Source organism: Nocardia rosealba (genome assembly GCF_020216065.1).
GTDB classification, from domain to species: domain Bacteria; phylum Actinomycetota; class Actinomycetes; order Mycobacteriales; family Mycobacteriaceae; genus Nocardia; species Nocardia rosealba.
The window spans coordinates 302,945-316,461 of record NZ_JAIWNA010000005.1 but is presented as its reverse complement, the minus strand read 5'-3'; the positions used below and the strand labels follow the sequence as shown (position 1 = coordinate 316,461).

Sequence of the window (13,517 nt, the reverse complement as noted above, 5' to 3'; positions counted from 1 at the left end):
TGAGGGGTCGCGCGAACAGCGCTCGAGACTCGCGCCTGCGGCGCATGCGCTTCGAGCGCTGTTCGCGCGGCCGGGCCGCTGCGCCGCTTCGCGGCGGACCCTCCTCGAGGTCGGGTCGTGCGGGGTTGGGAGTGCGGTCATGGCGGACTTAAGTGGCGCCGCTTTGGCTGGGAGTGCGGTAGGTGGCGAACTCGAGTAGCGCCGTGTGGCTGGGGGTGCGGTCATGGCGGACTTAAGTGGTGCCGTGTGGCTGGGAGTGCGGTAGGTGGCGGACTCGAGTAGTGCCGTGCGGCTGGCAATGCGGTAGGTGGCGGACTCGGGTGGTGCCACTCGGGTCGTGCGGGGCTGGGATGCGGTCATCGCGGACTCGAGTGGTGCCACGGGGCTGGGAGTGCGGTAGGTGGCGGACTTTGTGGTTTGCTGACGCTGAATCGTGGTCGCACACCGTAGAATTCGGGGGGTGGCGATCCCTAATCAACCGATCGGCCCGACGGTCGAGCACCCGCAGGCGAACATGATTCTCGTGCTCGGGCTGCTCAGCCCGTTCTGCTGCGGGATCTTCGGGCCGGTCGCGTGGACGCTCGGGAAGCGGGCACTCAACGAGATCGACGCTTCCTACGGTGGGCTCAGTGGGCGTCATCAGGTGCTGATCGGGTACATCGGCGGGATCATCGGCACGATTCTGATGATCTGTTTCGCGCTGCTGTACCTGGCGGGGTCCTGCAACGGGAACTTCTGAGCTAGTCGAGGCTCGGGCGTTCGCCGGGGGCATCCCAGGCGGGCCACTCGTCGTTGACGCTGCCCGACCAGTTCGGCTGACGACGTTCCTTGAACGCCGTCATCGCCTCACCGCCGTCGATGCTCTTGGCCACGTGCGCGTTGAGCTCGGATTCGAGCTGCCCGACCACGGCGGGGGTCATCCCGAGACTTTCCCAGATGAGCCGCTTGGTGAGGGCAACGGGGAGCGGCGCGGGGCCGCCGGCGATGTCCTCGGCGACGGCCAGCGCGGTCGGCAGCACCTCGGCGGCGGGCAGGCTGGCATTGGCCAGGCCCATCGACTTGGCTTCGTCGCCGTCGAAGGTGCGGCCGGTGAGCATGATGTCGGCGGCGTTGGCGAGCCCGGCCAGGCGGGGCACGGTCCAGTGCGCGTAGCCGTCGGCGAGCACACCGCGCCGAACCTGGCTCAGGCCGTACACGGCGTCGTCGGCGAAATAGCGCAGATCGCACTGCAAGGCGAGGGCGAGCCCGATGCCGACGGCGTGCCCGTTCACGGCGGCGATCACCGGTTTACGCACCTGCCACGGTGACGGGTCGAGCGTCGCGCTCGCACCGCCCGCACCGGCCGACAGGTCGGCACCGGCGCAGAAGGCGGGCGGGGTACCGGTGATGACGACGGCGCGGATGGCGTCGTCGGTGTCGCAGCGGCGCAGGGCCGCCCCGAGTTCGGCCGTCATGGTCGCCGTGACGGCGTTGCGCTGGGCAGGACGGTTGAGCGTGAGCACCGCGACGCCCGCGCGGACATCGACCAGCAGTTCCGAACTCATGGGATCGAATGGTACTAGCGGCCGACCAGATGTCTGCCGATCGCGTATTTGTGGACCTCGGTCGGCCCGTCGTAGAGCCGGAAGGCGCGCATGTCGCGGAACAGCATTTCCACCACGGTCTCGTCGCTGATCCCGATCCCGCCGAGCACCTGCACACACCGGTCGGTGACCTTGAACAGTTCCTCGGAGACATACGACTTGGCCATCGACGATTCGTGCCTGGCCTGCTGACCCTGATCCATCAGCCAGCAGGTGTGCCAGACGGTCAGCCGGCACTGGTGCAGCGCGATCTCGTTGTCCGCCAACATGAACGACACCCCTTCGTGCTGCCCGATGGGTTTGCCGAAGGCGGTGCGGGTGCGCGCGTGGTCGAGGGCGATGCTTTGCGCGCGTTCGGCGGCGCCGAGCCAGCGCATGCAATGGGTGAGCCGGGCGGGGGCCAGACGCAACTGGGCGTAGCGCAGGGCCTGACCGGTGCGGCCGAGCACCGCACTCGGCGGCAGCGTCAGATTCTCGAATCGGACCACCGCGTGGCCGCCCACATAGTTGCGGTCCATCGTGTTCATGATCCGCTCGATGACGATGCCCGGCGTGTCGGCCTCGGTGAGGAACAGTGTCGGCCCGGCGGGCAGGTGCGGGTTCTCGGCCAGGTCGGCCATGATGATCCAGGTCGCGGCGCCGTCGGCACCTGTGATGAGCCATTTCTGCCCATCGACCACGAAGTTCTCGCCGTCGAACACGGCCCGCGTGCTGAGCTGCCCGGGGTCCGAGCCGGCCCCGCCCGGTTCGGTCATGGCGAACACCGACCGCCGTTCCCCGCGGATCATCGGCATCAGATGCTGGTCGATCTGTTCGGGGTCGGCGATCCTGCCGAGCAGGTACATGTTGCCTTCGTCGGGCGCCGCGCAGTTCATCGCGACCGGCCCGAGCGTCGACCACCCGGCCGCCTCGTACACCAGCGCCTGCTCCACGTGGCTGAGCCCGAGCCCGCCGTACTCGACGGGCGCCTGCACGGTGAGCAGCTTCTCGGCCCGTGCCAACTCGACCAGTTCGGTCCGCAACTCGTCGGTGGGGCCGTGCGCGGTGAGCCGCGGATCGCGCTCGAACGGCACGATCCGGTCGACGACGAACGCGCGCACCCGATCGCGCAGGGCGGCCAGATCCTCCGGTACCGAGAAATCGATCATGGATGAATCATCGCGCTGCCGTGCGCGGTCCGTGGCGATTTCAGCGCACGGGTGCGAGCTTGCGCTGCCGGTGTCCGACGACCCGGCACACCAGGTAGATGGTGAACGAGATGCCGGTGACGAAGGTCGACACCGGCACGCCGGGCGCCAGCGACAGCAGCAGCCCGCCGACGGCGGCGACCTCGGCGAAGATCACCGAGAGGACGGTGGCCCGCAGCGGGCTCGACGTCACCTGCGCGGCCGCGGCGGCCGGGGTGATGAGCAGGGCGAGCACCAACAGCGCGCCGACGATCTGCACGCCGAACGCGGCGGTGATGCCGAGCAGTACCGCGAACACCACCGACAGCGCTCGCACCGGCACCCCGCGCGCCACCGCCACCTCGGGGTCGGCGCTGGCGAACAGCAGCGGCCGGTACACCACGGCGAGCACGGCCAGCACGGCGGCGGTGCAGGTGAGCAGCAGGGCGAGCCCGTCGTAGCCGACGCTTGCGACCTGCCCGGTGAGCAGCGAGAACTTCGATCCGGCGCGGTCGGGGGACAGCCACAGGAACAGCACCGACAGGCCGAGCCCGAACGAGAGCACCACCGCGATCACCGAATCACGTTCGCGCGCACGCGAACCCAACCAGCCGAACAGCACGGCCGCGACCACCGAACCGGCGATGGCACCGAACCCGACGCCCACGCCGACGAGCAGCGCCGCCGCAGCACCGGTGAGCGACAGTTCGCTGGTCCCGTGCACGGCGAACGACATCTGCCTGGCCACGATGAGCGGCCCGATCAGCCCGGCGAGCAGGCCGAGCAGGGCGGCGGCGAGCAGCGCCTGCTGCACGAAGTCGTAGCCGAGCAGGTTCGCGGTGGTGCCGATGTCGAACATCGACGTGAGCACTTTGCTGAGTTTGTCCATCAGGCCAGGGCGTCCATATCGTCACCGGTGCCGACGACCACGAGCCGCCCGCGCACCCTCAGCACCTCCACCTCGGTCCCGTAGAGCTCCGAGAGGGTCTGCGAGGTCATCACCTCGTCGGGTGTGCCGATCCGGAACTCGCCGTCGACCAGGTACAGCACCCGGTCGACCAGCGGCAGGATCGGATTGAGCTCGTGGGTCACGAACAGCACGGCGGTGTCGTGTTCGCGGCGGCGCTTGTCGATCAGTTCGGCCACCAGGCGCTGGTTGGCCAGGTCGAGGCTGAGCAGGGGTTCGTCGCACAGCAGTACCGAGGGGTCGCCGACGAGCGCCTGGGCCACCCGCAACCGCTGCTGCTCGCCGCCCGACAGCGATTCGAGCGGGGCCTGCGCGAACTTCTGCGCGCCGACCGCGGCGATGGCGGCCTCGACCTGCTCGGCCCGTTCACCACGTTTGCGCCAGCCCAGGCCCCAGCGGTGTCCGTCCACGCCGAGCCCGACCAGATCCACGCCGCGCAACAGCACTCCGGCGTCGATCGTCTTCTGCTGCGGGATGTACCCGATGCCCGGATTGCCCACCCCGGCTCGCCGCCCGGCGATCTCGGCACTGCCCGCGGTGAGCCCGAGCGTGCCGAGCAGCACTCGTAACAGCGAGGTCTTACCTGACCCGTTCGGGCCGAGCACCGCGATGAACTCACCGGGCGAAACCTCGAGATCGAGGTCGCTCCACAGAGTCCGTTCGCCGAACGACATCGTGGCCGAGCGCAACCGGATCGCCGGATCCGCTTGCGCGCCGGCCATGCCTGCGGCAGGCGCGCCGGTCGTGCCGGGCGCCGACAGGGCGGTTGCGTCGGTCATGAGGTCCTCGATCGAGTTTTCAGCGGTGAGATCTCCAGCGGTCTGGATTCGGCGAGCCGGTTCGTCGGCAGCGCGAGTTCCGAGCGTCAGCGCAGAGCCGCGGCCAGCGCCTTGGCATTGGCCGTCTGCCACTGCACGTAGTCGACACCCTCGGGCAGCGTCTCGGTCACCTCGACCACCGTCACACCGGCAGCCTGCGCGGCCGCGCGCAGGTCCTGGGTGACCTTGTCCTGGGTCTGGGTGTTGTAGATCAGGGCCTTGACCTGCTTGCCGGTGATGAGGTCGCGGGTGGCGGCGACGGCGGCCGGGGACGGGTCGGTCTCCTGCTCGATCGCTTCCTGGAATTCGTGCGGAGTCTTGTCCTGTGCCTTGGCGGCCAGCAGCAGGTAGTGCGCCAGCGGCTCCGACTGGGCGACCGCCGCGTTCGGCGTCTGCGCTGCGATGGCCCCGGTGATGGTGCTGATGCCCATCAGCTGGTTCTTGAAGGCGACGGCGCGCTCGGTGTAGGCGTCCTTGTGCGGCGCGTCGATCTCGCCGAGTTCGGCGGCGATCCGGTCGGCGACGGCGGCGACGGTGGTGACGTCGTACCAGACGTGCTCGTTCTCGTCGCTCTTGTCGGTGCGCTCCTCGAACGCCTCGACGGTCCGCTTGTCCTTACCGGAGATGGCTTGCTCGATGAACTCGTCGTAGTGGCCGCCGTTGAACACCACGAGCTCGGCGTCGCTGATCTTCGCGGTATCGGTCGCCGAGGTCTCGAACGAATGCGGGTCGGCGGCCGGATCGGTGATGATGGCGCTGACCTGGGCGTCCGGCCCGGCGACCGCGCTCGCGACCGAGCCCCACACATCGGTGGACGCCACGATCGAGGGAGTGCCGGACTCCTCGGAGCCACCGCCGCAGGCCGTCAGGACGGCGGCGACCGCCACTCCCGCCGTGAGACCGGCACACGCACGGGCGATTCGACTGTTCACGCGGGACTCCTGGGGCAAACCACGACCGGACCACACACGGCTGTGCGTCAGATCATAATGGAAATCGTTACCGTTTTAGATTAGCAGGAATGATGCTGGCCCGTGAACGTGGCCACCGGACTGCCGTCCCTGTCTCGCAGGCACATGGGTAACTCATCGGGCACGGGCCGACGTTCCCCTTTGGAGAACGTCGGCCGCCTGCCTATAGCATCCCCGCGCCTAGATCTGGCCTGATGTCACGGGGAGGCGGGCAGCGCTCAGCAACTGAGCGCAGCGCAGCAGGCCGAGGTGGCTGTAGGCCTGCGGGTGATTGCCGAGGGAGCGCTCGGCGACGGGGTCGTACTCCTCGCTGAGCAGGCCGGTGGGGCCGGCCGCGGCGACGAGCTGGGCGAACAACGCCTCGGCATCGGAGCGGCGGCCGATCAGCAGATACGCCTCGACCAGCCAGGCAGCGCACAGGTGGAAACCGCCCTCGCCGCCGGGCAGACCGTCGTCGTGGTGGTAGCGGTAAACCGTCGCACCGCTGCGCAGTTCGGCCTCGGTGGCCACGACGGTCGCCGCGAAACGCGGGTCGGCGGGGTCGATCAGGCCGCTGAGACCGATGTGCAGGGTGGCCGCGTCGAGGTCGGTGCCGTCGTAGGCCGCAGTGTAGGACTGGACCTCCTCGTTCCAGCCCTTGGCCTTCACCTCTTCGGCGATCGTGTCGCGCAGGGTCACCCATTCGGGATCGATGGCGCGATCGAAACGCTGAGCGAGGGTGAGCGCGCGGTCGACGGTGAGCCAGCCCATCACCTTCGAGTACACGTGGTGGCGCGGGTTGCCGCGGATCTCCCAGATGCCGTGATCGGGTTCGGTCCAGCGCCGCTGCACCGCGGAAACCATGGCGTGCACCAGTTCCCAGTCGGCGTCGGGCAGCGCCTCGGCCGCGTCGGTGGCGCCCTGGCGTTCCCGTTCCTGCGCCAGGGTGGTGATGAGGTCGACGATCGGGCCGAACACATCGAGCTGCACCTGCATATTGGCCGCGTTGCCCACGCGCACCGGCCGCGAACCGGCGTATCCGGGCAGCAGGTCGATGACGGCCTCGGGCGGCAGCGTCTCGCCGTAGATCGTGTACAGCGGGTGCAGCCGCTCCGGGCCGGGCAGGGTGGCGAGCACCTTGTGCACCCAGTCCAGGAATTCCTCGGCCTCGGTGAGCGAGCCGAGCGTGACCAGTGCCTGCGCGGTGAGTGAGGCGTCGCGCAGCCAGCAGTAGCGGTAGTCCCAGTTGCGCACGCCACCGATGTCCTCGGGCAGCGAGGTGGTCGCGGCGGCGAGGATCGATCCGGACGGGCGGTGCACGAGTCCGCGCAGGGTCAGTGCCGAACGCTTCATCAGGTCCGGCTTGAGTGGCGGCAGTTGCAGACCGCTCGCCCACTCGGTCCAGTACCGCTCGGCCAACTGACGGCGCTGCGACTCCGGCGTCATCGACGGCGCGAGATCGGCCGTACCGCAGCGCAATTCGAGAACGACCGGCGCCACCGCCGGATCGACCACGGCGCGCGCCTGCTCACTGATGCCGTCGGAGGTGATCTCCCACTGCACGCCGGGGGAGCGGAGCACCATCGGATCGTTGGTGCCGCTCACCCGAAGCCCGTTGTGCACGGCCTCGATTCGCACCGGCACCTGCCCGAACTCCGGCCGCGGCGCGAAGTGCACGACGGCCTTGGCGGTACCGGTGATGACGCGGGTCAGGTCGGTGCGGTTGGGGGTCACGTCGTGCGGCAGGTAGTCGGCCACTTGCAAACTGGCCCACCGGGTTTCGACGGTCATGGTGCCGTCGACGTAGCGCTGTGACAACGGCAGGCTCGGCCGCTCCGGCGCCACCGAGAAGTGACCGGCCGCCGACCCGCCGAGCAGGTGCGCGAACACCGCCGCCGAATCGGGTTCGGGGTGGCAGAACCAGGTGACGGTGGCGTCGGGGGTGAGCAGGGCGACCGAGCGCGGGCTGGCGAGCATGCTCAGCCGCTCGATACGCGGTGCGCTGGCACCGGCGAGCCAGGTGCGCCGCTCCTCGACGAGGAACGCCAGCGCGCGCGCCACGTCCTCGGTGGAGTCGACGCGCAGCTTGGCCAGGCTCTCGCCCTCGCCGACCTTGATGCCCACATCGGGGCCCGACAGCACCCGGAAGGCCTTCTCGTCGGTGACGTCGTCGCCGAAGAACACTGCGGCCGAGGCGCTTTCCTGGTGCCGGATGGTGTCGAGCGCGGTGCCCTTGTCGGTGGGGATCACCGCGAGTTCGATCACCGCCTTGCCCTCGGTGACCTGCACCCCGACCCAGCACGCCGGGCCCTGGCGCGCGGCATTCAGTGCGCGCCTGCCGATTTCGGGGCTGGCGTTGCGCACGTGCAGTGCCGCACTCGCCGGTTTCATCTCCACGGTGACGCCGGGGTTGTCGGCGGCGATCTGGGCGAAGGCGGCGTGGATCTCCGAAAGCAGTTGCTTGGCGTCGTTGTCGATGGCGTGCACGAAGCCGACATCGAACTCGGAGCCGTGGCTACCGATCAGCTGCACCTCGACGGGGAGCCGCGACAGCGCGGCGAGATCGCGTAGCGCCCGACCGGAGATCACCGCTGCCGTCGTATTGGCCAGCCCCGCGAGCGCGCGTAGCGCACTCACCGATTCCCGTTGGGGAAACGCTTTCGACGGGTCGGACACGATCGGGGCGATTGTCCCGTCGTAGTCCGAGGCGACCAATAGCCGTGGCACTCGTGCGACCGACGCCAGTGCACGGCGGACATCCAAGGGCAGTTCCTGTGCGCTCACGCATCCAACCTAGTGATGGGAGGAGTGGATCAGGGGGCGCCAAAAACAATACTGGGTCAATTCTCGCGCGCGAGCGGCGCGGCGGGTTGTGCGCACGAGTGTCGTCCGGGTAGTCCGCGACCTCGCGGCTAATCCCGTCGGTCCTCGTCCGGCCGTACCAACGGGTGAGCAGGGGTTATCCGCGATCGCCCAGCAACAGGTCGACGGTGAGCTCGAGGCGCTCGGTGACATCGGTCGCAGATGCGCGCCTGGTGAGCCAGGCCACCAGATTCGACAGCCACACATCGGAGATCACGCGGGCGATGGCGAGCTGACGCTCGGTCGGTTCGCCGTCGGCGATGGCGCGGGCGAACACCCGGTCCATCACCTTGCCCACGCGGTCCACTTCGGCGGCGGCGGAGGCGTCGGCGAACATGAACGCGCGCGTCATGGCTTCGGTGAGCAGCGGGTCGCGCTGCATCATCCGGGTGATCTGGGTGAGCAGGCCGTGCATGCGCTCGGACGGACCGTCGCCTGCCAGCGGCTTGCGCTTGCTCTCGAACTGCTCGAATTCCCTTGCCAGAGCGGACACCAGCAGGTGGACCTTGGAGGGGAAGTAGCGGTAGAGGGTGCCGACGGCCACGTCGGCGCGTTCGGCGACCGCGCGCATCTGCACCGCGTCGTAGCCGCCCTTGGACGCGAGGGCGAGGGTGGCGTCGAGGATGCGCTTGCGGCGTTCACGCTGCGCGGCGGAACTCAGCTCCTCTTCGGACAGCGTTGTCACGGTGGGCGTTGGTGCGGGACTGTCCATCGTGGAAACCCTTTCGCTGAGTACGGCGGAAGAACATGGTTGCCGGTGAAGGTCTCTTGACTTACACCCACCCCGGATATTAGAACATGTTCTAGGAGTGGGAGCCACGCCGGAAGGGCGGTTTTTCTTGTGACCATCGCCACCACTGACGAGCATAAAGCCGCCGCGGCCTCCCTGCGGAGCTGGGCGAGCTCGGCGGCGCCGATTGCAACAATGCGGGCGGGCGGCAGCTGGCGCGAGTGCTGGCCCGCACTTGCCGAGTTCGGGTTGTTCGAGGTAGCGCTCGACGACGATCACGGCGGACTCGGCGGCACTGTCGCCGACCTGGCCGTGCTGCTGGAACAGACGGCCGACGACCTGGTGAACGGCCCGGTGCTGGCCACCGCGCTCGCCGGTCTGGTCACCGGCGAGGCCGCCGGGACACCCTGTGGTGTCGCGCTGCCCGATGCGTCGTCGGGTTCGGCGACGGGTTCGGATGCCGAGGGCTGGAAGGTCAGCGGCACTTGGGAATTCGTCTACGGCGCGGATGCGGACACGCAAGTGCTCGTGCCTGCCGAGACCGCCGACGGCACCCGCTGGTTCGTACTCACCGATGCGACGATCACGCCGCTGTCCGGCGGTGATCCGACGGTGCCGCTGGCGCGGGTAACCGCCGAGAGTGCCGCTGCCGAACGATGTTTCGCGCCGTCGTTCGACGTCACCGATCTGTTCGTCACCCTCGCGGCCGCCGAACTGGCCGGCGTGGCCGGCTGGTGCCTGCGAACGGCCGTCGACTACGCCAAGGTGCGCGAGCAGTTCGGCAAGCCGATCGGCAGCTTCCAGGCGATCAAGCACCTGTGTGCATGGATGCTGTGCCGCACCGAACTGATCCGCGCGGTCGCCGCCGATGCCGCCGATGCCTTCGACGCCGGTGGCAAGGAGCTGCCGATCGCGGCCGCTGTCGCCGCGGCCTGTGCGCTCGACGCGGCCGTCGACACCGCCAAGGACGCCATCCAGGTGCTCGGCGGCATCGGCTTCACCTGGGAACACGACGCGCACTTCTATCTGCGCCGCGCCAGTTCGCTGCGGCAGTTGCTCGGTGGGTCGGCGCGCTGGCGGGCCAGGGTCGCCGAACTCACCCGCGACGGGCAGCGCCGGACCACCGGCGCCGAGCGCGTCCTCGGTGACACCGAGGGCGACACCGCGTTGTCGTCCGAAATCGCCACCATCGCCGCCCTCCCGGCAGCCGACCGGGCACGCGCCCTCGCCGACTCGGGCCTGATCATGCCGCACTGGCCGAAACCCTATGGGCGAGGCGCGGATCCGATGACGTGCCTACAGATTGCCGAACAGCTGCGCCGCGCCGAGGTGGAAACCCCCGACCTCGCGGTCGCCGGCTGGGCGGTGCCGACCCTGCTTCGCTTCGGCACCGAGGAGCAGATCGAGCGCTTCGTGTGGCCCACGCTGCACGGCGAGGTGGTCTGGTGTCAGCTGTTCAGCGAGCCGGGCGCCGGGTCCGACCTGGCCGCCCTTCGCACTTCCGCCGAGCGGGTCGAGGGCGGATGGGTGCTGCGCGGTCAGAAGGTGTGGACCTCGCTCGGTTCCACCGCGAACTGGGGCATCTGCCTGGCCCGCACCGATCCGTCCGCACCCAAGCATCGCGGTATCAGCTATTTCCTCGTCGACATGCGCGCCGCGGGCGTGCAGGTGCGCCCGCTGGTGCAGATCACCGGCGAGGAGAAGTTCAGCGAGGTGTTCCTCGACGACGTGTTCGTGCCCGACAACTGCCTGGTCGGCGCCCTGAACAACGGCTGGAAGATCGCCCGCGCCACCCTGTCGGCCGAGCGGGTCGCCATGGGCGGCGGCGGGATCGGTGGTGCGCTGGAAGCGCTGCTCGCCGGTTTCCCACCCGGTGGATGGGGAACAGAACTGCGCGAGGATCATTTCGGCGCCCTGATCACCACCTCGATTGCTGGCACTTTGCTGGATCAGCGGATCGCGGCGGCCACGGTGGCCGGAGCCGATGCGGGCGCCCAGGCGGCCGTCCGCAAACTCGTCGGTGTCCGGTACCGCCAGGAGCTCGCGGAATATGCCCTGGAACTTTCCGGCCGGGAAGGTTCCCTGGACAGCGACGTTCTGAAAGAATTCTTGCTCACACGCTGTCTCTCCATCGCGGGCGGTACCGAGCAGATCCTGTTGACCGTGGCGGCCGAACGGATTCTCGGCATGCCGCGCGATGCGGACAGTTAGCTCGAAGGAGGACGCCGTGGATTTCACCCGCGACGAAAGTGCCGATGCCGTAGCCGAGGTTGTCGTGAGCCTGCTCGAACGTGAGCCTGCCCGCGACATGGAATTGTGGCCGAGTCTCATCGATTCGGGCCTGCTCGCGGTCCCTGTGCCCGAGCGGTTCGGCGGTGACGGAATGGGGTTGCCCGAGGTGGCGGCCCTGCTGATGGAACTGGCCACCGACGCGGCGGCGGTGCCCGCACTGCCGACCTTCGGGTTCGGTGTGCTTCCGCTGCTGCCCGTGCTGCCCGATCACCTGGCCGAACGGGTGCTCGCCGAGATCGGCAAGGGCACCGTGCTCACGGCCGCGCTCAACGAGCCGGGCGCGCCGTTCACCACCGCGCCGACGACCAAGGCCGTACGCGACGGTGACACCGTGCGCGTCACCGGCCGCAAGACCGGCGTGCTCTACGCCGAACAGGCACGCTGGATCCTGGTGCCGACCGATGCCGGGGTCGCCCTGGTCGACGGGGTCGCCCCCGGTCTCGAGGTGATCCCGGTAGCAGGCTCGGCGGGCGTTCCCGAGGCCTCATTGGTCCTCGACGAGGTGGAGATTCCCGCCGACCAGCTCCTGCCCGACGCGCTGCCCGGCCTGCACCGCTATGCCGTCGCCTGCCTGGGCGCGGTGGCCGACGGCCTGCTCAAGGGGGCGGTCACCCTGACCGCCGAACACGTGCGGACCAGGGAACAGTTCGGCAGACCACTGGCGGAGTTCCAGGCGGTCGCCCAGCAGATCGCCGACCTGTACGTGGTGTCGCGCACCCTGCACGTGGCCGCCGAGTCGGCGTGCTGGGCACTGGCCCACAACGACGCCTCGCCCGAGCACCAGGACCGCATCGACGAAGACCTCGCCGTGCTCGCGTACTGGGCGGCGGCGCAGGTGCCGCGCGCCATGCAGCAGTGCCATCACCTGCACGGCGGGCTCGGTGTCGACATCACCCACCCGATGCACCGGTATTACTCACAGGCCAAGGATCTCGCGCGGCTGCTCGGCGGCGCGGATCTGCGGCTCGACCTCCTGGGAGCCAGATGTTCATCGATCTGACCGCCGAGCAGCGGCGGTTGCGCGAGGAATTGCGTTCCTATTTCGCCGATCTCGTCACGCCCGAAGAACATGCCGAGATGGCGATCAATCGGCACGGCGACGCCTACCGCGAGGTGGTTCGCCGGATGGGCCGCGACGGCTGGCTCGGTGTCGGCTGGCCGAAGGAGTTCGGTGGGCAGGGCTTCGGCCCGATGGAACAGCAGATCTTCTTCAACGAGGCGGTGCGCGCCGATGTGCCGTTGCCGCTGGTGACCTTGCTGACCGTCGGTCCGACACTGCAGAAGTACGGCACCGATGCGCAGAAGAAGAAGTTCCTGCCCGGAATCCTTTCCGGTGACATCCATTTCGCCATCGGTTATTCCGAGCCGTCGGCCGGCACCGACCTGGCCGCGCTGCGCACCACCGCCGTGCGCGACAGCGACGGCGACTGGATCGTCAACGGGCAGAAGATCTTCACCACCGGCGCTCACGAGGCCGACTACGTGTGGCTGGCCTGCCGCACCGGCACGGTCGAATCCCGCCACCGCGGCATCACGATCCTCATCGCCGATACCAAGGACCCCGGTTATTCGTGGACGCCGATCATCACCTGCGACGGCGCCCACCACACCAACGCCACCTACTTCGACGACGTGCGGGTGCCCGCCGACATGCTGGTCGGCGAGGAGAACCGGGGCTGGCGGCTGATCACCACCCAGCTCAATCACGAGCGGGTGAGCCTCGGCCCGTCGGGCAAGATCGAACAGCTCTACGACCGCTTGCGTGACTGGTCGGCGGCGCGCGAGCTACTCACCCGGCCGGATGTGCGCCGTGTGCTCGCCCGGGTGCGAACCATGGTGCGGCTCAACGAATTGCTGAACTGGCAGGTCGCCGCCGCCGACCCGGCCGCCGCGCAGAACACCGTGATCGCCGATGCCTCGGCCACCAAGGTGTTCTCCACCGAGGCCCTGCAGGAGGCCGGTCGGCTGGTGGAGGAGGTCGTCGGCCGCTACGGCGACCCCGCCGATCCCGACACGGCCGAGCTGCTGGCCTGGCTCGACCGGCGGACCAAACAGAACCTCGTCGTCACCTTCGGTGGCGGCGTCAACGAGATCATGCGCGAACTGGTGGCCTCGGCCGGCCTGGAACTGCCGCGCGTGCCCCGATGAA

Annotated in this window: 11 protein-coding genes; 4 read left to right on the top strand and 7 right to left on the bottom strand. The window is 69.0% G+C overall.

Going from position 1 to position 13,517, the window contains the following annotated elements; genetic code table 11:
• The first annotated feature begins 460 nt into the window (after positions 1-460).
• A complete protein-coding gene (locus LDL21_RS20550; protein WP_067495645.1) occupies positions 461-739 on the top strand; it encodes a hypothetical protein in 279 nt (92 codons plus the stop codon).
• Position 740: 1 nt separating this feature from the next.
• Here the strand turns inward: LDL21_RS20550 and LDL21_RS20545 are convergent, their stop codons facing one another.
• The 7 genes from LDL21_RS20545 to kstR all read right to left on the bottom strand — a co-directional run bounded on the left by LDL21_RS20545 (position 741) and on the right by kstR (position 9,058).
• Entirely contained in the window at positions 741-1,544 is an 804-nt protein-coding gene (locus LDL21_RS20545) for an enoyl-CoA hydratase/isomerase family protein (protein WP_225281368.1), read from the bottom strand.
• Positions 1,545-1,558: 14 nt separating this feature from the next.
• Positions 1,559-2,731 (bottom strand): acyl-CoA dehydrogenase family protein, encoded by a 1,173-nt coding sequence (locus LDL21_RS20540; RefSeq protein WP_225281367.1) that lies wholly within the window; start codon positions 2,729-2,731, stop codon positions 1,559-1,561.
• A gap of 40 nt (positions 2,732-2,771) precedes the next feature.
• A complete protein-coding gene (locus tag LDL21_RS20535; RefSeq protein ID WP_225281366.1) occupies positions 2,772-3,638 on the bottom strand; it encodes a metal ABC transporter permease in 867 nt (288 codons plus the stop codon).
• Entirely contained in the window at positions 3,638-4,438 is an 801-nt protein-coding gene (locus tag LDL21_RS20530; RefSeq protein ID WP_225281476.1) for a metal ABC transporter ATP-binding protein, read from the bottom strand. Before LDL21_RS20530 ends, LDL21_RS20535 begins: the two co-directional genes overlap by 1 nt.
• Before the next feature lie 143 nt (positions 4,439-4,581).
• Positions 4,582-5,466 carry a metal ABC transporter solute-binding protein, Zn/Mn family gene (locus LDL21_RS20525; protein ID WP_225281365.1) on the bottom strand — a complete coding sequence of 295 codons (885 nt, stop codon included), beginning with the start codon at positions 5,464-5,466 and terminating at the stop codon, positions 4,582-4,584.
• 219 nt (positions 5,467-5,685) lie between these two features.
• Positions 5,686-8,268: a trehalose-phosphatase gene (gene otsB, locus LDL21_RS20520; protein WP_181701169.1), complete on the bottom strand. Its 2,583-nt coding sequence runs from the start codon at positions 8,266-8,268 to the stop codon at positions 5,686-5,688.
• Between the two features lie 175 nt (positions 8,269-8,443).
• A complete protein-coding gene (kstR, locus tag LDL21_RS20515; RefSeq protein WP_181701167.1) occupies positions 8,444-9,058 on the bottom strand; it encodes a cholesterol catabolism transcriptional regulator KstR in 615 nt (204 codons plus the stop codon).
• A 129-nt stretch (positions 9,059-9,187) separates the two neighbouring features.
• Here kstR and LDL21_RS20510 point away from each other — a divergent pair, with 129 nt between their 5' ends.
• From LDL21_RS20510 to LDL21_RS20500, 3 genes are read left to right on the top strand one after another with little or no spacing between them, the layout of a single operon-like run.
• Positions 9,188-11,287, top strand: coding sequence for an acyl-CoA dehydrogenase family protein (locus LDL21_RS20510; RefSeq protein WP_225281364.1), 2,100 nt, complete (start codon positions 9,188-9,190; stop codon positions 11,285-11,287).
• Positions 11,288-11,303: 16 nt separating this feature from the next.
• Entirely contained in the window at positions 11,304-12,368 is a 1,065-nt protein-coding gene (locus LDL21_RS20505) for an acyl-CoA dehydrogenase family protein (RefSeq protein ID WP_225281363.1), read from the top strand.
• Entirely contained in the window at positions 12,353-13,516 is a 1,164-nt protein-coding gene (locus tag LDL21_RS20500; RefSeq protein WP_225281362.1) for an acyl-CoA dehydrogenase family protein, read from the top strand. The genes LDL21_RS20505 and LDL21_RS20500 overlap by 16 nt, the downstream gene beginning before the upstream one ends.
• Position 13,517 lies beyond the last annotated feature (1 nt).

Bases quoted from the DNA above. Each gene is read 5' to 3' on its own strand.
- LDL21_RS20545 (WP_225281368.1), bottom strand. From the start codon at position 1,544: ATGAGTTCGGAACTGCTGGTCGATGTCCGCGCGGGCGTCGCGGTGCTC.
- LDL21_RS20540 (WP_225281367.1), bottom strand. From the start codon at position 2,731: ATGATCGATTTCTCGGTACCGGAGGATCTGGCCGCCCTGCGCGATCGG.
- LDL21_RS20535 (WP_225281366.1), bottom strand. From the start codon at position 3,638: ATGGACAAACTCAGCAAAGTGCTCACGTCGATGTTCGACATCGGCACC.
- LDL21_RS20530 (WP_225281476.1), bottom strand. From the start codon at position 4,438: ATGGCCGGCGCGCAAGCGGATCCGGCGATCCGGTTGCGCTCGGCCACG.
- kstR (WP_181701167.1), bottom strand. From the start codon at position 9,058: ATGGACAGTCCCGCACCAACGCCCACCGTGACAACGCTGTCCGAAGAG.
- LDL21_RS20500 (WP_225281362.1), top strand. From the start codon at position 12,353: ATGTTCATCGATCTGACCGCCGAGCAGCGGCGGTTGCGCGAGGAATTG.